17 protein-coding genes are annotated in these 20,123 nt (G+C 69.8%); 5 read left to right on the top strand and 12 right to left on the bottom strand.

Annotated features, from left to right (window positions below; genetic code table 11):
- Positions 1-105: 105 nt before the first annotated feature.
- The 4 genes from FXF52_RS20765 to FXF52_RS20750 all read right to left on the bottom strand — a co-directional run bounded on the left by FXF52_RS20765 (position 106) and on the right by FXF52_RS20750 (position 4,482).
- Positions 106-966, bottom strand: coding sequence for a carbohydrate ABC transporter permease (locus FXF52_RS20765; protein WP_148799062.1), 861 nt, complete (start codon positions 964-966; stop codon positions 106-108).
- Positions 959-1,927, bottom strand: coding sequence for a carbohydrate ABC transporter permease (locus tag FXF52_RS20760; RefSeq protein ID WP_222870594.1), 969 nt, complete (start codon positions 1,925-1,927; stop codon positions 959-961). Before FXF52_RS20760 ends, FXF52_RS20765 begins: the two co-directional genes overlap by 8 nt.
- A gap of 37 nt (positions 1,928-1,964) precedes the next feature.
- Positions 1,965-3,284 (bottom strand): sugar ABC transporter substrate-binding protein, encoded by a 1,320-nt coding sequence (locus FXF52_RS20755; RefSeq protein WP_148799058.1) that lies wholly within the window; start codon positions 3,282-3,284, stop codon positions 1,965-1,967.
- A gap of 82 nt (positions 3,285-3,366) precedes the next feature.
- Complete coding sequence (locus FXF52_RS20750; protein WP_148799055.1) at positions 3,367-4,482, bottom strand: substrate-binding domain-containing protein; 1,116 nt, start codon at positions 4,480-4,482, stop codon at positions 3,367-3,369.
- A 163-nt stretch (positions 4,483-4,645) separates the two neighbouring features.
- On the opposite strand from FXF52_RS20750, the gene FXF52_RS20745 reads away from it, so the two are divergent.
- Positions 4,646-5,860 (top strand): mandelate racemase/muconate lactonizing enzyme family protein, encoded by a 1,215-nt coding sequence (locus tag FXF52_RS20745; RefSeq protein ID WP_148799053.1) that lies wholly within the window; start codon positions 4,646-4,648, stop codon positions 5,858-5,860.
- A gap of 135 nt (positions 5,861-5,995) precedes the next feature.
- Here FXF52_RS20745 and FXF52_RS20740 read toward each other — a convergent pair whose 3' ends face one another.
- The 3 genes from FXF52_RS20740 to FXF52_RS20730 all read right to left on the bottom strand — a co-directional run bounded on the left by FXF52_RS20740 (position 5,996) and on the right by FXF52_RS20730 (position 7,985).
- Positions 5,996-6,319 (bottom strand): carboxymuconolactone decarboxylase family protein, encoded by a 324-nt coding sequence (locus FXF52_RS20740; protein ID WP_148799051.1) that lies wholly within the window; start codon positions 6,317-6,319, stop codon positions 5,996-5,998.
- Between the two features lie 66 nt (positions 6,320-6,385).
- Positions 6,386-6,796, bottom strand: coding sequence for a cupin domain-containing protein (locus FXF52_RS20735; RefSeq protein WP_148799049.1), 411 nt, complete (start codon positions 6,794-6,796; stop codon positions 6,386-6,388).
- Between the two features lie 166 nt (positions 6,797-6,962).
- Entirely contained in the window at positions 6,963-7,985 is a 1,023-nt protein-coding gene (locus FXF52_RS20730; RefSeq protein WP_148799047.1) for a zinc-dependent alcohol dehydrogenase family protein, read from the bottom strand.
- A gap of 251 nt (positions 7,986-8,236) precedes the next feature.
- On the opposite strand from FXF52_RS20730, the gene FXF52_RS20725 reads away from it, so the two are divergent.
- Together FXF52_RS20725 and FXF52_RS20720 are read left to right on the top strand one after the other, a co-directional pair.
- Complete coding sequence (locus tag FXF52_RS20725; RefSeq protein ID WP_148799045.1) at positions 8,237-9,127, top strand: helix-turn-helix domain-containing protein; 891 nt, start codon at positions 8,237-8,239, stop codon at positions 9,125-9,127.
- Between the two features lie 201 nt (positions 9,128-9,328).
- Positions 9,329-10,369 (top strand): NAD(P)-dependent alcohol dehydrogenase, encoded by a 1,041-nt coding sequence (locus FXF52_RS20720; protein WP_148799043.1) that lies wholly within the window; start codon positions 9,329-9,331, stop codon positions 10,367-10,369.
- Positions 10,370-10,540: 171 nt separating this feature from the next.
- Here the strand turns inward: FXF52_RS20720 and FXF52_RS20715 are convergent, their stop codons facing one another.
- From FXF52_RS20715 to FXF52_RS20695, 5 genes are all read right to left on the bottom strand, one after another.
- The gene (locus FXF52_RS20715) at positions 10,541-11,239 is read right to left on the bottom strand and encodes a copper homeostasis protein CutC (protein WP_148799041.1); all 699 of its coding nucleotides are present in this window, start codon (positions 11,237-11,239) and stop codon (positions 10,541-10,543) included.
- 73 nt (positions 11,240-11,312) lie between these two features.
- Positions 11,313-13,436: an ABC transporter ATP-binding protein gene (locus FXF52_RS20710; protein ID WP_148799039.1), complete on the bottom strand. Its 2,124-nt coding sequence runs from the start codon at positions 13,434-13,436 to the stop codon at positions 11,313-11,315.
- A gap of 13 nt (positions 13,437-13,449) precedes the next feature.
- Positions 13,450-14,373 carry an ABC transporter permease gene (locus FXF52_RS20705; RefSeq protein ID WP_148799037.1) on the bottom strand — a complete coding sequence of 308 codons (924 nt, stop codon included), beginning with the start codon at positions 14,371-14,373 and terminating at the stop codon, positions 13,450-13,452.
- Positions 14,370-15,329 (bottom strand): ABC transporter permease, encoded by a 960-nt coding sequence (locus FXF52_RS20700; RefSeq protein WP_148799036.1) that lies wholly within the window; start codon positions 15,327-15,329, stop codon positions 14,370-14,372. The genes FXF52_RS20705 and FXF52_RS20700 overlap by 4 nt, the downstream gene beginning before the upstream one ends.
- Positions 15,330-15,406: 77 nt before the next feature.
- Positions 15,407-17,212 (bottom strand): peptide ABC transporter substrate-binding protein, encoded by a 1,806-nt coding sequence (locus tag FXF52_RS20695; RefSeq protein ID WP_148799034.1) that lies wholly within the window; start codon positions 17,210-17,212, stop codon positions 15,407-15,409.
- A gap of 282 nt (positions 17,213-17,494) precedes the next feature.
- On the opposite strand from FXF52_RS20695, the gene FXF52_RS20690 reads away from it, so the two are divergent.
- Complete coding sequence (locus tag FXF52_RS20690) at positions 17,495-18,640, top strand: ROK family transcriptional regulator (RefSeq protein WP_148799032.1); 1,146 nt, start codon at positions 17,495-17,497, stop codon at positions 18,638-18,640.
- Between the two features lie 12 nt (positions 18,641-18,652).
- Positions 18,653-20,122: a M81 family metallopeptidase gene (locus FXF52_RS20685; RefSeq protein ID WP_148799030.1), complete on the top strand. Its 1,470-nt coding sequence runs from the start codon at positions 18,653-18,655 to the stop codon at positions 20,120-20,122.
- The last annotated feature ends 1 nt before the right edge of the window (position 20,123 follow it).

The following is a 20,123-nucleotide window of genomic DNA, read 5'->3' as shown; positions in this document are numbered from 1 at the left end:
CTTTCGATCAGGACAGGTGTTGTCGGTAGGACGAGGGCGGACCGGGCCGCTCGGGGCGGTCTCCTGCCCGCGCGCCGTCGTTGGCAGCAGGGCGGCAGGCGACCGTCAGCCCTTGAGGCCGCTGGCCATCGCGCCGCGGACGAAGTAGCGCTGGGCGAGCAGGAACAGCAGCAGCATGGGCACGAGCGACATCAGCGCGGCGGCGGTGACGAGCTGGTCGTTGCCCATGAACTGGCCCTGCAGGCTCATCACCCCGATGGGCAGGGTGTACTTCTCCGGCGAGGTGAGGTAGATCGTGGGCTCGAGCACGGCACCCCAGGACGCCATGAACGTGAAGACGCCGAGGGTCGCGAGCGCCGGCTTGGCGAGTGGCATGTGGACCCGCCAGAACACCTGCCACGGGTTGGCCCCGTCGAGCGCCGCCGCCTCCTCGAAGTCGCGCGGGATCGCGAGGAACGTCTGGCGCATCAGGAAGATCCCGAACGGCGTCGCCAGCCAGTACGGCACCACCAGCGGCAGCATGGTGTCGAGCCAACCGAGGTGCTTGTACAGGATGAAGTTGGGGATGATCGTCACAACGGTGGGCAGCATCAGGGTGCCGAGCGCCGCGGCGAGCAGCACCTCCTTGCCCGGCAGTTTCATCCGGGCCAGCGCGTGACCCACCATCGCGCTGGTGACCACGTTGCCGACCACGGCGAGGGTCGCGATGAGAAAGCTGTTCCAGGCGTACAGGCCGAACGGCGCACGTTCCCACACCTGGCTGTAGTTGGACCAGGCTGGCGGATCGGGGACCCAGATCGGCGGCACCGCGACGTACTGCGCGAAGTTCTTCAACGAGTTCGCGACGGAGGCGACGAACGGGACGACCATCACCGCCGCGCCGAGGCCGAGGAACAGGTAGGCGAGCCAACGGCCCGGCCGGTTGCGGCGCTGCCGGGCCCGGCCTCGCTGACCGGTGTCAGGCATAGTGCACCCACTTCTTCTGCAGCCGGAGCTGGACCATCGTCAGGATGAAGATCAGCGCGAACAGCACCCACGCCACCGCGGACGCGTAGCCCATGTTGAAGAACTCGAAACCCTGCTGGTACATGAAGAGCACCGTCATCTCGCTCGCCCCGTTCGGCTGACCGGCGGGCTGGCCCCGCATCGGTCCGGTCATCACGTAGACCTGCTCGAAGGCCTGCAGGGTGGTGATCGTCGAGAGGACCAGGACGAGGAACGTCGTTCCGGAAATGCCGGGCAGGGTGACCCGGCGGAACCGCTGCCAGGCCGACGCGCCGTCGATCTTGGCGGCCTCGTACAGCTCCTCCGGGATGTTCTGCAGTCCGGCGAGGAAGAGCACCATCATGTAGCCGACGCCCTTCCACACCGCGACGAGGGCGAGCGTGGGGATGACGAGCACCGGGCTCTGCAGCCAGGTCGCCGGGGGCAGGCCGAGCCACCCCAGGACGGTGTTGGCCATCCCGAACTGCGGGTTGAAGACCGCGTCGGCGACGTACCCCACGACGACCCAGGACGAGACGACCGGCACGAAGTACGCGCTGCGGAGCCACGAAATCCAGCGCAGGCGCTGATTCAGCGCGACCGCGAGCAGCAGCGCGAGGATCGTCTGGGTGGGCACGAACAGCACCGCGAAGTAGGCGGTGTTGAGCAGTGATCGCCAGAACGCCTCGTCGCCGAACAGGCGGCGGAAGTTGTCCAGCCCCACCCATCTCGGGGAGGAGAGCGTGTCGTAGTCGGTGAGGCTGAAGTAGGCCAGCGCCAGTACGGGCCACGCGGTCAGCACCACCAGGTGTGCCAGGTACGGGAAGGCGAACACGGTCGCCCAAGCCCGCTGACCGAAGCCCGGCCGCTCGCCCCCGTCTCTCCTTCCGTCACCGAGGGAGGGGCGACGCCCCTGTTCCACTCGATCCTCGATGGTCGTCACAGCGCGCCACCTCCTCCCTCGGCCTGGCGGGGCTGACTCATTTGTTCGCGTAGAACCGGTCGATGATCTGCTGGGCATCCCGTTGGGCGTCGGTCAGCGCGTCACCGACGGGCTTCTCCTTGGCCAGCGCTCGGTCGATCTGGTTCGCCACGGCCGTGGTGTACTCGGTCCACACCGGGTTGAGCCCGAGGTCGTCGGCCTCGGCGAGAGCGTCGAGGAACGCCTGCCGGTTGGCCGGCGGGGTACCCGGCTTCAGGAACACGTCGGACGCGGCCACCTTCTTGTTGATCGGGATCGCCTCGCCGATCCCGGCCCAGTTGGTCTGCGGCTTCTCGGAGGCGAAGTACGTGATCCACTTCCAGGCGGCCTCGGCCTTCCGCTGGTTCGCGGCCTTGTTGACCACCCAGGAGTTCGCGATCGCCACGTGGCCCCGACCCGCCGGACCCTTCGGCATCGGCGCCACACCCAAGTCGATCTTCGCCGCGTTCGCCGGGATGGTACGGGCGTAGATGCCGAACTGCATGGCCACGCGGTTGCTGGCGAACATCGTGTGCGGGCTGCCCAGCGCCTTGGTCGTGACCACGTCCGGGCCGGCCTTCTCGGTGTACATCGCGTTCAGCATCCAGTCCAGCCCCGCGCGGCTCTGCGGGCTGTCGATGACGACCTTGTGCCCCCCGTCGGCGACGATGTCGCCGCCGAAGGCCTTGATCATCGGCCACCAGCTCTCGGTGAAGCCGGGCGAGTAGACGCGCATCCCCCACACGTCGGGCTTGCCGTCACCGTTGGTGTCCCGGGTCAGCTTCTTCGCGGCGGCGGTGAGATCGTCGTACGTCCAGTCGCCGGTCGGCTCCGCGACACCCGCGTCCGCGAACATCTTCTTGTTGTAGAAGAGCACCGGGGTCTGCGCGCCCTGGGGGAAGCCGTAGACGTGGCCGTCGGAGTCGCGGTTGAGGTCCACGCCGTAGTAGTCGTCGGTGTTGATCGTCTTCACGAAGTCGCTGAGGTCGCGCAGGCTGTTGCGGCCGGCGTACTCCTGCACCAGCACGCCGTCGGAGAGCCACACGTCGGGCCCCCGACCGCCCGCGAGCTGGGTGCGCAGCCGCTTGAAGAAGTCCGTGTACGGCGCCGACTCCAGCTCCAGCTTGATGCCGGAGTTCGCTTTCATGAACTCGTCGGCGAGCGAGCGCATCGTCTTGTCGGCGGGGCCGCCCGCCTCGGCGTAGTAGCCCAGCCTGATGGTCACCCGGCCGTCGCTCTCCGCGGAGCCCGCGCCACAACCGAACATCGTCGCCGCGAGCGCCGCGACACCTGCCAGGGCGACGAGACGCCGGCCCGGCGAGAAGCGTTGCATCCTCATCGTGGATCTCCTTTGTTGGTCGCCCGGCGGGCAGCGGTCTCGGCTGAACGGTGTCTCCGCCCGGCCTTCGGCCGGTCACGGCCTACCGGTCGCGCGCGGCGGCGCCGCACGAGGCCCGGATCGCCAGGCGTGGTTGCAGTTGGATCTGGTGGACGGGCGCCGAGACGCCCTGCTCGATGCGTCGCAGCAGGACCTCGGCGGCGAGCTTGCCCACCTCGGTCTTCGGCGGGGAGATGGCGGTGAGTGGCACCTCGCCGAGGTCCGCGACCTCGTCGTCGTAGGCGATCACCGCCAGCCGGTCGGGCACGGTCAGTCCGAGCCGGCGCGCGTGTGGCAGTAGTCCCGCGGCGTCCCGGTCGCCGAGGCAGAACACCGCGGTGATCTCGTTGTCCTGGCAGATCTGTGCGTAGGCCGCGAGTTCGTCAGGGGACCACTCCTCGCGCCGCACGACCGCGGCCGGGATCTGCGGCAGGTTGAGGTCCCTGACCGCGCGGTCGAAGCCCCCGGCCACCATGTCGGCGGTCGCGGTCCGGATCCGGCCGAGGTGCCCGATCCGCTGGTGCCCCAACTCGACGAAGTGCCGTACCGCCGCGTAGCCCCCGCCGAGGTGGTTGGTGCACACGTACGGTGTGGCGTCGTCGGGTGCCGGCTCCGGGGGTCGCCGTTCGACCAGCACGTAGGGGACCGGCAGCCGGTGCAGCCGGTCGACGTACCGTTGCGGGTTCTCGATCAGGTGCAGGTTGGGCACGAGCAGCAGGCCGTCGACGTCCGCGGCGAGCAGTTGGTTGATCTGCTGCGCCTCCAGGTCCGGGTCGTACTCGGAGCTGGAGAGGACGATCCGGACGCCGGCAGCGGTCATCACCCGCTCGATCCCCTCGATCACGCGCGGGTAGAAGTACGAGGTGGACGGTACGAGCACGCCGACGAAGCGGGCGCTGCGCCCGGCCTGCGCCGGTATCGCCACCACGTAGGTGCCGGAGCCCTGGCGACGGCGGACCAACCCCTCGTCCACCAGCAGGTTGATCGCGCGGCGGACCGTGTTGATCCCTACCTCGTGGGTCTGCGCGAACTCCTGCTCGGTGGGCAGGCGCGCGTCGACCGACCACCGACCTTCGGCGATCTGCTGCCGGAGGTGGGCTGCCAGGGCTCGGAATTTCGTCCCTTGAGGGAATGAATCCAAACCATCGTTGCCGGTCATGGCTGACGATTCTTGAGCAGTAGATGTCCCTGCGTCAATCCTCTCCGGACAAGAATTTTCCCTGCTTTACGCGGCTCGTTCCGGCGGTAAGCTTCCGGATACCAGCGATTGCAGGGAATGAATTCATTCCTAAATAGATGCCATGGAAGAGGTGGGGTACGGCATGCCGACTCATGGGCCCGAGCACGCCGGGGCACTGGACGGTCTCGTCGTGGAGCGGGTGGAGACCTTCGTGGTCGAACTCCCGACGATCCGTTCGTTCGAGATCGCCGGGGGGACCGTCGCGACGGTCGGGCAGCCCAGCCGGCGGGTGCTGGTGAAGGTGACCGCGGGCGGCGTCGTCGGCTGGGGTGAAGCCACTCCGACACCGTCGTGGACCTACGAAACCACCGAGAGCATCGTCACCACGATCGACCGCTACCTGGCGCCCGCGGTCCTCGGCGTCCAGGCGTGGAACCTCGACGCGATGACGTCCACGTTCGACCGGGTCATCAACCGCGGCTTCACGATCGGTGCGCCGATCGCGAAGTCGGCCCTCGACATCGCCCTGCACGACCTCATCGGACGGGCGGTCGGCGTCCCGCTCGGAGCGCTCTGGGGGCAACGTCGCACCGAACGGATCCCACTCGGCTGGATCATTTCCGCCAAGACCCCCGAGGCGGTCGCCGACAGCGTCACCGAGGGCCACGCCCTCGGATACACCGCTTTCAAGGTCAAGATCGGGCTGGCCGGGATCGAGCAGGACATCGCGTTCGTCGAGGCGGTACGCCGAGCGGCGCCGAGCGCGGCGATCTGGGTGGACGCCAACCAGGCGTACCAGGTCGACCAGGCACTACAGGTGGCCCGCCGGCTCGCCGAACTCGACGTCACCGCCTTCGAGCAGCCGCTGCCGGCCAACCAGATCACCGGCCTACGGCGGCTGCGGGAGCACTCCCCCGTGCCGGTCGCGCTCGACGAGAGCCTGCGGCACCCCAGCGACCTCGCCACCTTCGTACGCCTGGATGCGGTCGATGTCGCGATCGCCAAGGTCCAGCGCAGCGGCGGCCTCGCGCTCTCCCGGCGGATGTGCGCCCTCGCCGAGGACAGCGGGGTGCGCCTGATGGGCTCCGGCCTCACCGACTCCGACCTCGGCTTCGCCGCGTCGCTGCATCTGTTCTCGGCCTTCGGCATCGACACGCCGGTCGACCTCAACGGCCGACAGTTCATCGAGTCCACCTATACGGGAGGGCACACCGTCGAGGTATGCGACGGGGTCGCCGCGGTGCCCACCGGACCCGGCCTGGGCGTCGACGTGGACGAAGCCGCGGTGCGAGCCCTGGCCGTCGACGTGCTCCGCGCCGATCCGGAGGTCAGAATCCCGGCACAGTCGGCCAGGTGAACCAGGCACGTGTCACCGGGGCACCGTCGCTTCCTTGTCCCGCGCACGATGACAGGAGGGTGGCGGAGACGGCACCCGGCGCACCTTCGGGGACGTCGACCACGCTGGACGGCACACCGCTGGCTGGCGCTACGGTCAGCCCTCGAAGGTCTGCTTGGCCACTGCGATGGCGGACATGGCCCGGGGCCACCCGGTGTAGAACGCCAGGTGGGTGATCGCCTCGACGATCTCGGCCTGCGTGAGGCCGTTCTGCTTGCCGAGGTTGAGGTGGAACGGCAACTGCTCGGTGTTGCCACCGGCGACCAGGGCCGCGATGGTGATCAGGCTGCGGTCGCGGGGCGCGAGGTCGGCCCGCTCCCAGACGTCGGCGAAGAGCACGTCGTCGGTGAGGGAGACGAGCTTCGGCGCGAAGGTGCCGAGCATCTTCCGGGCGGAGCTCTGCTGAGTGGTCTCGGACATGTCCGCACTCCTCCTGGTGGTCGATAGACGGGCAACCGGCCGCGGGACGAGGCCGGCGGCAGGTGGTCACGCGGGCTGCCGGCGGTACTCGTCGTCGGTCACGTGCTCGCCCCACTGCGTTTCCGGCCCGTCCTGCCCTGGGATGAGGCCGTCCCAGATGGCCAGGTGGGTCATGAAGTGGTCAGGGGCGGCACCGTGCCAGTGCCACTCGCCGGGCGGACACCAGACGGTGTCGCCCGGGCGAATGACGACGACCTCGCCGCCGCGGGACTGGGTCAGCCCAACGCCCTCGGTGACGTGCAGCAACTGCCCGTTGGCGTGCCGGTGCCATGCGGTGCGCGCGCCGGGGGCGAAGTGCACGGCGTTGCACCGGCCGATGGACGGTCCGGTCATCGGAACGATCTGGTCGAACCAGACGTCCCCGGTGAACCACTCGGCCGGCCCCTTGACCGACGGCTGCCTGGTCAGAATCTCCAAGGTTTCCTCCTGTGTGGAATCAGGCGGTCTGGCCGCCGTCGACGACCAGGGCGTGACCGAAGCTGCCGTCAGCCGTCGCGCCCAATGCTGATTCCTTCCGGGTTCCAGGTCGATCAGCCGCGTGTGCGCCGCCAGGGCGGCCACCCGCTCCGCGTGGCGCAGGTCGTCAAGGATTGAGGAGGACCTTGATGGCGCGACGCTCATCCATGGCCTGGTACCCCTCGGCGGCCTGCTCAAGGGGGAGGGTGAGGTCGAAGACCTTGCCGGGGTCGATCTGCCGGTTCCAGATCAGATCGATCAGCTCGGGCAGGAACCGGCGTACCGGTGCGGGGCCGCCGTGCAGGTGCACGTGGGAGAAGAACAACTCCTCGCCGGGCAGTTCGACTCCGTGGGCGACGCCGACGTAGCCGACGTGGCCGCCGGGCCGGGTGGCGCGGATGGACTGCATCATCGACTCCTGGGTGCCGACCGCCTCGATGACCGAGTGCGCCCCGAGGCCGTCGGTGAGGTCCTTGATCCGTGCCACGCCGTCATCGCCGCGCTCGGTGACGATATGGGTCGCGCCGTACTGCGCCGCGAGCTTCTGGCGCGGCTCGTGCCGGCTCATCGCGATGATGCGTTCCGCGCCGAGTTGCTTGGCCGCCAGCACGGCGAGCAACCCGACCGCCCCGTCACCGACCACCGCGACGGTCTTGCCCGGGCCGACCTCGGCGGCCACCGCGCCGAACCAGCCGGTGCCGAGCACGTCGGAGGCGGCGAGGAAGCTGGGGATCAGGTCGTCCGAGGGAGTGTCCGGCGTGGCGACCAGGGTGCCGTCGGCCAGGGGTACGCGTAGGTACTCGGCCTGGGCGCCGAGCCCACCGACGAGTTCCCGGTGGATGCACGAGGACTGGTAGCCGGCCTGGCAGATGACGCAGGTGTTGTCGGAGGCGAAGAACGAGCCGATGACGAACTGGCCCGGCTTGATGTTCCTGACCTCGCTGCCGACCTCCTGGACGACGCCGACGTACTCGTGGCCCATCGGGGACGGCCCCTTGACCGCTTCGATGCCCCGGTACGGCCACAGGTCCGAACCGCAGACACAGGTCGCGGACAGGCGAATGATCGCGTCGGTCGGGAGCAGGATCCGGGGATCCTCCCGCGTTTCCACCCGGACGTCGCCGGGGGCGTGCATGACGACACCACGCATAGGTTCTTCCTTTCCGAAAGCCCGGCCGCGATCCGGCCTGTTATCCTCTCCGGCCTACCCGGGCAAGCCGTGATGATGCCGCCATCCGGGCCTGCTTCCCGTCTTCGACGACGAGAGTCATTCGCACCGGACGCGGCGGCGCGTTCCTCGCCGTCCAGCAAACCGCGGCAGCGCCCGTTCAGGGAGTTTCTCCTGGAAGGTGTACTGACAGGGCACCCCATCGGCCAGCCGTGACACGTACCGTCGAAGACGTGGACAACCGCACGGAGGTCCGCGAGTTCCTCGTCTCGCGGCGCGCCAAGATCAGCCCGGAGCAGGCGGGCCTGCCCGCCGGCACGAACCGGCGGGTCCCGGGACTGCGCCGCAGCGAAGTCGCGTTGCTGGCCGGCGTGAGCATCGAGTACTACTCGAAACTCGAACGAGGCTCCCTCGCCGGAGTGTCGCCGAGTGTGCTGAACGCCATCGCACGAGCGCTCCAACTCGACGATGCAGAACGGGCCCACCTGTTCGACCTCGCCCGCGCCGCGGAAGGCAGCAGCGCCCTCATGCGGCCCCGCCGGCGCACCGCGCGGCAATGGTCGGTGCGCCCCAGCCTGCAATGGGCCCTCGACGCCGTCACCCAAGGTCCCGCGTTCGTGCGCAACGGCCGCATGGACCTGCTCGCCGCGAACCGGCTCGCCCGAGCGTTCTACGCCGAGGTGTACGCCCAGCCACAGCGCCCCGCCAACATCGCACGACACACCTTCCTCGACGAGAAAGCGCACCGCTTCTACCCGGAATGGGACGTCGCCGCCGACATCTGCGTCGCCATTCTCCGCACGGAAGCCGGCCGCGACCCCCACGACAAGGACCTCCACGACCTCGTGGGTGAACTCTCCACCTGCAGCGACGAGTTCCGGAAACGCTGGGGAGCCCACAACGTCCGACACCACGGCACCGGCGCCAAGAACTTCCGCCACCACATCGTCGGCGACCTGACCCTCGCCTACGAAGCGCTGGAAATGGTCGCCGAACCCGGCCTCACCCTCACCATCTACACCGCCGAACCCAACTCCCCCTCCGAGGACGCACTACGCCTGCTCGCCTCCTGGGCCGCCTCCCAGGAAACGGATGCCGACGCACAAAACGTCTTCACGGAGTGATCCACCCGCCGGCCGAGCTGGCAGCTCGGTCGGATCCCCTGTCCCGTACCTGCCACGGCTTGCTGTGGGGTGCTCTGCCAGTACACCTTTCATCAGAGGCTCCCCGGCAGTTCGCCGACGAGGTTCCCTGGATGGCGGTCCCGCCGTCACGACGGCGCACACACCCATCTGCTCGACCACGAAGAACAGGAGCAACACCTCGTGCGTGTTCACGCCTACGCAGCACCCGGCCCGTCCGAGCCGCTGGCCCCCACGCTCATCGAGCGGCGCGAGGTCGGCCCCAACGACGTGCTCATCGAGATCAAGTACGCGGGCATCTGCCACTCCGACATCCACACCGTCCGCGGTGACTGGGGACCCCAGCCCTACCCGCTGGTGCCCGGCCACGAGATCGTCGGCATCGTCACCGAGGTCGGCTCCGAGGTCACCCGGCACCAGGCCGGCGACCGGGTCGGGGTCGGCTGCATGGTGAACGCCTGCCGGGACTGCGTGAACTGCCGCAACGGCGACGAGCAGTACTGCCTCAACGGCATGGTGCCCACCTACGGAGGCGTCGACCGGGACGGCACCGTCACCCAGGGCGGCTACGCCACCCACGTCGTGGTCGATGCCGACTTCGTCCTGTCGGTGCCGGAGGGGATCGACCTCGCGGCCGCCGCTCCGCTGCTGTGTGCGGGCATCACCACCTACTCACCGCTGCGCCGCTCGGGCGCCGGCCCGGGCAAGAAGGTCGCCGTCGTCGGCCTCGGCGGGCTGGGGCACCTGGCGGTCAAGATCGCCCACGCCCTGGGCGCCGAGGTGACCGTGCTGTCCCAGTCGCTGAAGAAGCAGGAGGACGGACTCCGCCTGGGCGCCAACCACTACCACGCCACCAGCGACCCGGACACCTTCGAGCAGCTCGCCGGCCGGTTCGACCTGATCATCAACACGGTCAGCGCGCACATCGACGTCGACGCCTACCTCGGCCTGCTCGCGGTCGACGGCACGCTCGTCAACGTCGGCGCCCCGGCCGAACCGCTGACCCTCAACGTCTTCTCCCTGATCGGCGCTCGACGCTCCTACGCCGGCTCGATGATCGGGGGCATCCGCGAGACTCAGGAGATGCTCGACTTCTGCACCGAACACCACATCGGCGCCGACATCGAACTCATCTCCGCCGACAAGATCAACGACGCCTACGAGCGGGTGCTCGCCTCCGACGTCCGCTACCGATTCGTCATCGACACCGCCACCCTCGGCTGACCGAGGTCCCCGCACCGGCTCCGCTCGGCCGCCCCGGCGGCCGGGCGGAGCGCAGGGCACCCGCCGCCCGGCACGAAGGACCGATGACCCCACTCCTGACCGGTCAACTCGTGATCGCCGCGCCGCCATGGGCCGCTGGCCCGGGGTCGGCCACTCCGCTGGGCAGACCCGTCAACGGGCACGCGTGGCGGCGACGACCCGGCGAACCTCGTCGCCGTCCGTGGCCTCGCGTCCGTCGCGCCGCACCGGTGCCCGCAGGTGCACCTCCCGCGCCCCGGTCTCCGCGAGCACCTGCCGGACGTTGTGCGATCGGATGCCGCCGCCGGCGATCACCCGCAACCGGTCGCCGGCCCGCTGCCGCAGCGCGGCGATCCGCGCGGCGCCGGCCAGCGCGGTGGGCGCCGCGCCCGAGGTGAGCACCGCGTCGGCCCCGAGATCGATGATCTCCTCGATCGCCTTCAGCTGGTCGCCGACCTCGTCGAAGGCCTTGTGCACGGTCACCGGCAGCGGCCCCGCCGCCTCGACCAGGCGCCGCAGCACCGTCAGGTCAAGGCCACCGTCGGCGGTGACCGCACCGACCACCACCCCGACCGCGAGACCGTACGGATTGGGCAGGCCGCGGATGGCCGCGATGTCGGCGAGCATGACCTGCTCCTCGATCTCGCTCACCCGGAAGTCGCCGCCCCGGGGACGGACCATGACCCGTACCCCCACCCTGCGCAACGTCCGCAGGGCGACCTCGACGGTCCCCAGGCTGGGGGTGGTGCCGCCCTGCCCGAGATCGGCACAGAGTTCCACCCGGTCGGCCCCGGCCGTCTCGGCCACCAGCGCGGTCGGCACGTCACTCACACAGATCTCCACCGTGGTCATGCCGCCTCCTCGCTTCGCTCGTCATCGGCCTGACCCGTGGGGCTGAGTCTGTTGATGACCTCGCTCCGCTCGGTCATGCGGCCGCCCCGGCCCGGGCGGACGCCTCGCTCGACTCCGGCCGCAGCGGGAAGTGGCAGGCCACCTGGTGCCCGTCGCCGGCCAGCGGCGGTTCCGTCTCGCAGATCTCCTGCGCCAGGGGGCAGCGGGTCCGGAATCGGCACCCGGTGGGCGGGTTCACCGCGCTGGGCAGCTCACCTCGGATGGTGACGCCGTCGCGCGCGGCCGTGGCGTTCGGCGTGATGGAGGGGACGGCGTCGATGAGCGCCTGCGTGTACGGGTGCCGGGCGGCTCGGACCACGTCCCGGGCGGGACCGACCTCGACGAGCTTGCCGAGGTACATGACGCCGATCCGGTCGGCCATGTAGTCGACGACGGACAGGTCGTGGCTGATGAAGACGTACGCCAGGCCAAGCTCACGCTGCAGATCCCGCATGAGGTTGAGGACCTGCGCCTGGATCGACACGTCCAACGCGCTCACCGGCTCGTCCCCGACGATCAGCCGGGGTTGCAGGGCCAGCGACCGGGCCAGCCCGATGCGCTGCAGCTGGCCGCCGGAGAACTCGTGGGGGTAGCGCTCGAGGACCCGCCGCGACAGTCCCACCTGGTCGAGGAGGGTGGCGATCCGCGCCCGCCGGGCCGTCCCGTCGCCCACCTTCTGGATTTCCAGCGGTTCGGCGAGGATGGCGTCGACGCGCATCCGTGGGTTCATCGCGGCGTAGCTGTCCTGGAACATCAGTTGGACCTGCCGGTGCATCCGGCGGCGTTCCCGCCCGGTCAGGCTGGCGATGTCCACGCCGTCCAGCATGATCTGCCCGGCGGTCGGCCGCTCCAGCCCGACGGCCAGCCGTCCCACGGTGGACTTGCCGCAGCCGGACTCGCCGACCAGCCCGAAGGTCTCCCCCGGGCCTACCTCGAACGAGACACCTGCCACGGCGCTCACCTGTCCGGCGGTCCGGCGCAGCAGCCCACCGCCGTGCGCCGCGTAGTTCTTGACCAGTTCCCGCACCGACAGGACCGGCGTCGCCGCCGGCTGGCCCGCTTTGGCCGTCGTGGCTGCCGGCTCCGGCGCCGGCTCGACCCGTACCGGGGCCGGCAGGGTGACCGGTGCGGCGGGCGCCGCGGGCACCGGGTGCAGACAGGCGTGCTGGTGCTCGCCGGTCGACAGGGTCACGTCGGTGGTCCGGCACTCGTCGGTGACGTGCCGGCAGCGTGGCGCGAACCGGCAGCCGGTCAGGGGCCGGGACAGGTCCGGCGGCAGTCCTGGGATGCTGTAGAGCCGGGCGTGTGCGCCGGATTCCCGGATCGCCGACTCGGGGAGCGCCTCCAACAACGCCTCGGTGTAGCGGTGCCGGGGCGAGCGGAACAGCTGCTCGGTCGCGGCGGTCTCCACCACCCGTCCGGCGTACATGACGGCGACCCGGTCGGCGCGGCCGGCGATCACTCCCAGGTCATGGGTGACCAGGATGACGGCCATCCCGAACTCTTCCCGCAGGTCGTCGATGAGTTCGAGGATCTGCCGTTGCGTGGTGACGTCGAGCGCCGTGGTCGGCTCGTCGGCGATGAGCAGGCGTGGGGAGCAGACCAGCGCCATCGCGATGGCGACCCGTTGCCGCATCCCGCCGGACAGTTCGTGCGGGTAGTTGTCGACGATCCGCTCCGGGCGCGGCATGCCGACCCGGCGCAGGATCTCGATGGCCCGGTCCCGGGCCTCCGCCCTGCCGACTCGCTCGTGCACCCGCAGCGGTTCGGCGACCTGGACCCCGATCCGCATGGTCGGGTTGAGCGAGGTGAGCGGGTCCTGGAAGACCATGCCCATCCGGACACCACGGGTCCGGCGTACCTCGTCGGCCGGCAACGATCGCAGGTCCCGGCCCTCGAAGAGGATCTGCCCGCCGGAGACCCGGCCGCCGGGCGGCAGCAGACCCATGATCGACAGGGCCGTCATCGTCTTGCCGCTGCCCGACTCGCCGACGACTCCGAGGGTCTCCCCCGGCATGACCTCGAGACTGACCCCGTCGAGGGCGTGCACCGTACCGCGGCGCAGCGCGATGTCGGTGTCGAGATCGCGCAGTTCCAGCAAGGGCTGAACCGCTGCCGGCTGCCCGGCCGACGACTTCCGAACGGTCGATTCGCTCATTTTCTGCTCCTGCTCAGCGTCGCCGGAGGCGGACCTCGAAGGCGTCCCTCAGCCCGTCGCCGATGAAGTTGAAGGCGAGGACGATGAGGATGATGGCGATTCCGGGCGGGTACAGCAGCCACCAGTGGCCGCTGTAGGTGTCCGCGAGGCCGTCGGAGAGCATCCCGCCCCAGTTCGCCGCGGGCGGGGGGACGCCGAGGCCGAGGAAGGACAGGTACGCGACGTAGAGGATCGCGTCGGCGACCTGGAAGGTCGCGTTGACGATCACGGTCCCGATGGCGTTCGGCACGATGTGCCGGCGCACCGCCCGGCCGCCGGTGCCGCCCATGCCCCGCATGGCCTGGACGTACTCGCGGGAGCGCAGGGTCAGTGCTTCGCCCCGGACCAGCCGGGCCGGCCCCAGCCAGGCGAAGGCGCCGATGATGAGGATGAGCATCGGCACGCTCGGGGTGACGATGGCGGCGAGCAGCATGAACAGGAACAGCGACGGGATCGACATCATCGCGTCGACCACCCGCATCATCGCCGCGTCCATCCATCCGCCGACGAACCCGGCGACGGCGCCCCAGAGCGTGCCCAGGGCGGTGGCGAGGATCCCGGCCGCGAGCCCGACGATGATCGAGGTCTGACCGCCGAGCATGAGCCGCCCCAGCTGGTCGTAGCCGACCCCGTCGGTGCCGAGCGGATGCCCCTGCTCACCCGGGGCCAGGTGGACGGCGGTGAGGTCCGTGTGCACCTGGTCGGTGTGGTAGAAGAGCGGGCCGAGGAAGCAGACCGCGGCCAGCAGGACGAACAGGCCCAGGCCGACCAGGGCGAGCCGGTTCTCGCAGAAGACGACCAGTCCCTGCCGCCAGAGGCCGCGCACCGGGGCCTCGGCCGCGTCGGCCGGCTGGTCGGGGGCGGCACCTGGGCGGACCGCCTCGGAGAGTGTGGTCATGACGTGCTCCCGCGGAGTCGGACCCGGGGATCGACGGCGGCGTAGAGCAGGTCGGCGACGAGGGCGCCGACGACCGTCGCGATCGAGATGATGACGGTGACCCCGAGCAGGATCGGGAAGTCGCGCTTCAGTGCCGCCTGCCAGAACAGCTGCCCCATGCCGGGGAAGTTGAACAGCGACTCGACGACCAGCGCCCCGCTGAACAGCGCGGGCAGGTACATGCCGAGCAGCGTGATGACCGGGAACAGTCCGTTGCGCAGCGTGTGCCGCAGCACGACCCGCCGCTCGGAGAGGCCCTTGCTGCGGGCGGTGCGGACGTAGTTCTCGTTGAGGTTGTCGACCATGGCGGAGCGTACGTACCGCGAGTAGACCGCGATGGTGACGATGGCGAGGGTGACCGTGGGCAGGATCAGCCCGGCCGGATCGGCGAGCACCTCCGCCACTGTGAACCCCTGTGGCGCTTCCGGCGGCAGGATCGGCCAGACCTGCGAGAACAGGATGATCATCATGAGGCCCATGAAGAAGATGGGCGTGGCGTACGCCAGCAGCGACAGCGAGGTGATGGCGTAGTCGGGCCAGCGGTTGCGGCGTACCGCCTGGATCACCCCGAGCGGGATCGCCAGCACGATGGCGAGCAGGGTCGACAGCAGCGACAACACCATGGTTTTCGGCAGTCGCTGGCTGATCGCCTCGACGACCGACTGGTTGAGCTGGTACGAGTAGCCGAGGTCGCCGTGCAGCAGGCGCTGCACGTACATGCCGTACTGCTGGATCCAGGGCCGGTCGTAGCCCATGTCGTGGTTGAACGCCGCCAACTGCTCCAGCGTCGCCTCCTTGCCGAGGGTGGCCCGTGCGGCGCCCCCGGGCAGCAGGTGCAGGATGAGGAACGCGATCACCGTGACGAGCACGACGACGATGAGGGCCTGGCCCAAGCGCGTGATGAGGTACCGGACCACCTGGGCGGTTCCTCCTCCCCGGTCGGGGCCCCGGCGGCGCGGTGGGCGCCGCCGGGGCCGGGACGGTCAGTGATCGGTCACTTCCAGGACCAGTCCTGGAAGTACATGAAGTTCATCGGGTCCTGCGGCTCGACGCCCTGCAGGCCGGACCGGTACGCCGAGACCTGGAACACCGGGTTCGGCATCCAGAGCACCGGCAGGTCCTTGGCGAGGAAGTCGTTGTACGCCTTGAGCGCGCTCTCGTCGCCGGAGAACTGCGTGGCCTCGATGAGCTTGTCGGCCTCGGGGTTGCTGTAGCTGCCCAGGTTGACCGGGGCGCCGGTGGCGAAGAGCCGCTCGCCGCTGGCGAACGCCGGGTAGTACCAGCTGCCCTGCGAGCCGAAGAAGGACATGTCCCACGAGCAGGTGGCTTCCGTCGGCTTGCAGGCCGGGGTGACCGCGACCGAGTCGGGCACCTCCTTGATGGTCAGCTGGATACCGAGCTTGGCCATCTGCGACTTGATCTCGGCGAACATCTTGGTCGTGGCGGCGAAACCGGTCTGGCTGGTCACGGTGAAGTTCAGCGCCGCGCCGGCGGCGATGCCGTCGCCGCACTGGTTCGGTCCGGTGCCCGGCGACTGGCAGGTGGTCTGCCCGTCCGGGGTCACCTTCCAGCCGTGGCTCTCCAGCAGTTCCTTGGCCTTGGCCGGGTCGAAGGAGTACGCGCAGCCGGCGGCGTCGGTGCCGTTGGTGCCCGGCTTGGCCGGCACCGGGCCGCAGGTCGGCGCGGCGGTGCCGGACCAGATCACCTTGCTGATGGTCGGCTGGTCGATGAGCATCTGCAGCGACTGCCGCAGGTACGGCTGCTTGAACAGCACCCCGGTCTTCGGGTTGTTGAAGTTCAGCTGCAGGTAGGTGACCGACCAGCCGTACCACGGTGAGACCGTGTAGTTCTTGGACTTGAGGTAGCTCTCCTGGGACAGGTTGGCCGCCGGCACGTACCCGTAGTCGATGTCACCGGCGCGCAGCACGTTGAACTCGGCGTCGTCGCCGGTGAACGGCCGGAGCACGATCTTCTTCAGCTTCGGCTTGTCCACGCCGGAGTAGTTCGGCTGGGCGGCGAGGGTCACCTCACCGTTCGGCACGTACTTGTCCAGCTTCCACGGGCCGCTGTTGACCTTCCACAGCTCGTTGGAGTCGTACGTCTTGGGGTCCTTGGCGGCCGCAGTGAGGAAGTCGAAGACCTTCTTCGCGCCCTCCGGCGTGCTGGCCAGGTTGCTCACGGCCGCGGTGGCGGAGTCCTTGTCCCAGACGTGCTCCGGCATCGGGGTGATCTTGTTGAGCTGGTTGTCCACGAACCAGGCGGTGTTGTAGACCTTCGTGGTGGTGATCGAGAAGGTCTTGTCGTCCTTGACCGACCACTGCGCGATGTTGTCCGGCAGGCCGCCGGCCCGGTAGGACGCCCACTTGTCCTTGTTCGCGGTGACCAGGTCGTACCAGAACTGGATGTCCTTGGTGGTGACGGGCTTGCCGTCGGACCAGGTGTTGTCCTTCAGCGTGATGGTCAGCGTCTTGCCGCCGTCGCTCACCACCGGCGGCTCGGCCATCGAGCGCTGCGGGTCGATGTTGTACTGCGCGGTGCCGTCCAGCTTGTACTGGTAGAGGGACCGGTACAGCGCCTGGCCGAAGATGGCGTTCTCGCCCTGCGTGAAGCCGGGTGCCGAGATCGGCAGGATCCAGTTGGGGGTACGGAAGGCGACGGTCACGGTGTCCTTGCCCTGACTACCGCCGTTCTTCGATGAACCGCTGCCGCCACCGCAGGCGACCAGGCCCGCCCCGAGGGCGACCGCGCTGGCCAGCGCCACCGCGCCGCGGAGGGCTCGCCGGGGAAATCTGCTCGTCATGAATCTCCTCGATTGATGTGCACTGCCCCGCGTCTCCGGGCGCTACCGGCGTTCGTTCAGCCGCCTGGTGCTGCTCCTCGACGTTCGACGCGGAGAATGTATCCGCGCCGAAGTCTGGAGTCAACGAAACTTACCCTCTTTATTCGCCGACTTCGGCCAGGGTACGATCTAAGTCGGCGAAGCATCTTCCGATGCTCTTCGCGTGGACTCCGGAGCGCCCCGCCTCGGGAACTGCGACAGACTGAGGCCCGCCGGAGGACCGCCCGAACAAGGAGAGACATCTTGGAACCATCGATCTCCGCCACTCTGCGCGACCAGACCCTCAGCCTGCTGTCCAGCGGTGCGGCGACCTCGCGCGCCGACCTCATCGAGGCGTTGCAGGTCGCCCCGTCGACCGTCACCAGCGTGGTACGCCGGCTGCTGGAGGAGGGCGTCATCCTGGAGGAGGGGGTCGGTCGGTCCACCGGAGGCCGGCGCCCCCGGATCCTGCGCCTGCGGGAGACCAAGGGCGTCCTCGCCGTCGCAGAGCTGGGCGGCAGGCACGCCCGGGTGGGGTTGTGCGCGCCCGGCGGAGAGCTGCACGCCACCGAGGAAGTGGCGATCGACATCGCCGCCGGGCCTGAAGAGGTGTTCGACGTCGTCGCGGCGACGTTCGCGCGGCTCCAGGCGGCGACCGCAGCCGGCCAGGAGCTGCTCGGGGTCGGCGTCGCCCTACCGGGCCCGGTCGCGTCCCCCGACGGGCGGCTGGTCGGCCCCGCCCGGATGCCCGGCTGGAGCGGCGTCGACGCGAAAGGCCACCTCGCCGAACGCTTCCAGGTGCCGGTGGTCGTCGAGAACGACGCCAAGGCGGCGGCGATCGGCGAGTACGCCACCCGGGGCCGGGAGTCCGACGACATGATCTATGTCAAGGCCGGCACCGGCATCGGCGCCTGCCTGGTCAGCGGCGGACAGATCTTCCGCGGCGGCCGTGGCCTCAGCGGCGACGTCACCCACGTACGCGTGGCGGACAGCGGCGAGCGGCACTGCTCCTGCGGCAGCCGCGGCTGCCTGGAGACCGTTGCCAGCGGTGCCGCCCTCGCCCGCCAACTGGCCGAGCAGGGTTCGCCGGCGACCACGATCCGGGACATCGTGGCGGCGGTCAGCGACGCCGACCCGACCGTGGTGACCATGGTGCGCCAGGCCGGCCGGCTGCTCGGAGTGGCGCTCTCCGGCCTGGTCAACTTCCTCAACCCCGACGCCGTCGTCATCGGCGGCGCGCTGTCCAGCCTGGACGTCTACGTGGCCGCGACCCGGGGAATGCTCTACGAGCGCTGCCTACCGTCCATGACCCAGTCCCTGACCATCGAAGCCAGCGTAGCGGGCCCGGACGCGGCCCTGGTCGGCCTCGGGCACCTGCTGCGCACGACGGCCGACGTACGACCCTCCTGAGGAGCAACACCCGTGCCCCGTCCCCTCCGCGTCGCCATCGGCGGCATCCACATCGAGTCCAGCACCTTCTCGCCCCACCTGAGCACCGCCGACGACTTCGAGGTCACCCGAGGCGATGCGCTGCTGGCGCGATACGACTGGCTCTCCCCCGCCCAGCCCTGGGCCGCTGACGTCGAGTGGATCCCGCTCGTGCACGCCCGGGCCCTGCCCGGCGGGGCGGTGGACCGGGCAACGTACGAGGCCTGGGCCACCGAGATGGTGGAGAAGCTCGCTGCGGCGGGTCCGCTGGACGGCATGCTGCTGGACATCCACGGCGCGATGACCGTCGTCGGAGGTGACGACGCGGAGGGCGAACTGGTCACCGCCATCCGGTCCGTGATCGGGCCGGAGCCGTTCATCTCCGCGGCGATGGACCTGCACGGCAACGTCTCGCAGGTGCTCTTCGACGCCTGCGACCTGCTCACCTGCTATCGCACCGCTCCGCACATCGACGTGTGGGAGACCCGTGAGCGCGCCGCCCGGAACCTGATCGAGGCGCTGCGCCGACAGCAGCGCCCGCACAAGGCTCTGGTCCACGTGCCGATCCTGCTGCCCGGCGAGATGACCAGCACCCGCGAGGAGCCGGCCCGGGGCCTCTACGCGCGGATCCCCGAGGTCGAGGCCCGGGACGGCATCGTCGACGCGGCGATCTGGATCGGCTTCGCCTGGGCCGACCAGCCGCGCTGCCGGGGCGCGGTCGTCGTCACCGGTACCGACGCCACCGCCACCGCCGAGGCTGCCCGTGACCTCGGCGGGCACTTCTGGGCGGCCCGCGACGAGTTCGCCTTCGTCGCCCCCACCGGCTCCATGGACGAGTGCCTCGACACCGCCCTGGCTGCGGTCGCCGACCCGGCCCGGCGACCGTTCTTCATCAGTGACTCGGGCGACAACCCCGGCGCCGGCGGCGCCGACGACGTCACCTTCGCCCTCGAACGGATGCTGGCCCGCCCCGAGATCCGCGACGGCGCGCGCCGTGCCGTGTTCGCCTCGCTCGTCGACCCGCAGGCCGTCACGCAGATCGCCGACCAGCCGCTCGGCTCACCGGTCCGGGTGACCGTCGGCGGACGGATCGACCCCCGCGATCCGGGCCCGCTGGCACTCGACGGGATCCTGGAGGCGGTCGCCGACGATCCCGACGGCGGACGGTGCGTCAGCGTACGGGTCGGCGGGCTCAGCGTCCTCGTCACGTCCCGCCGGATGCAGTACCGCCTGCTGGATTCCTACGCTCGGCTGGGCATCGCGGTCGACGAGATGGATCTCGTCGTGGTGAAGATCGGCTATCTCGAACCCGAACTGTTCGACGCGGCCGGCGACTGGCTGCTCGCGCTGACCCCGGGCGGCGTCGACCAGGACCTCGCGCGGCTGCCGTACCAGAATGTGGTGCGACCGGTGTTTCCCCTGGACCGCGACTTCACCGCGGACCTCACCGTGGTGACCGGGTGAT

Source organism: Micromonospora sp. MP36 (genome assembly GCF_008119785.1).
Classification (GTDB): domain Bacteria; phylum Actinomycetota; class Actinomycetes; order Mycobacteriales; family Micromonosporaceae; genus Micromonospora.
The sequence above is the reverse complement of the archived record's forward strand: the minus strand, read 5'-3'. Positions and strand labels throughout refer to the sequence as shown.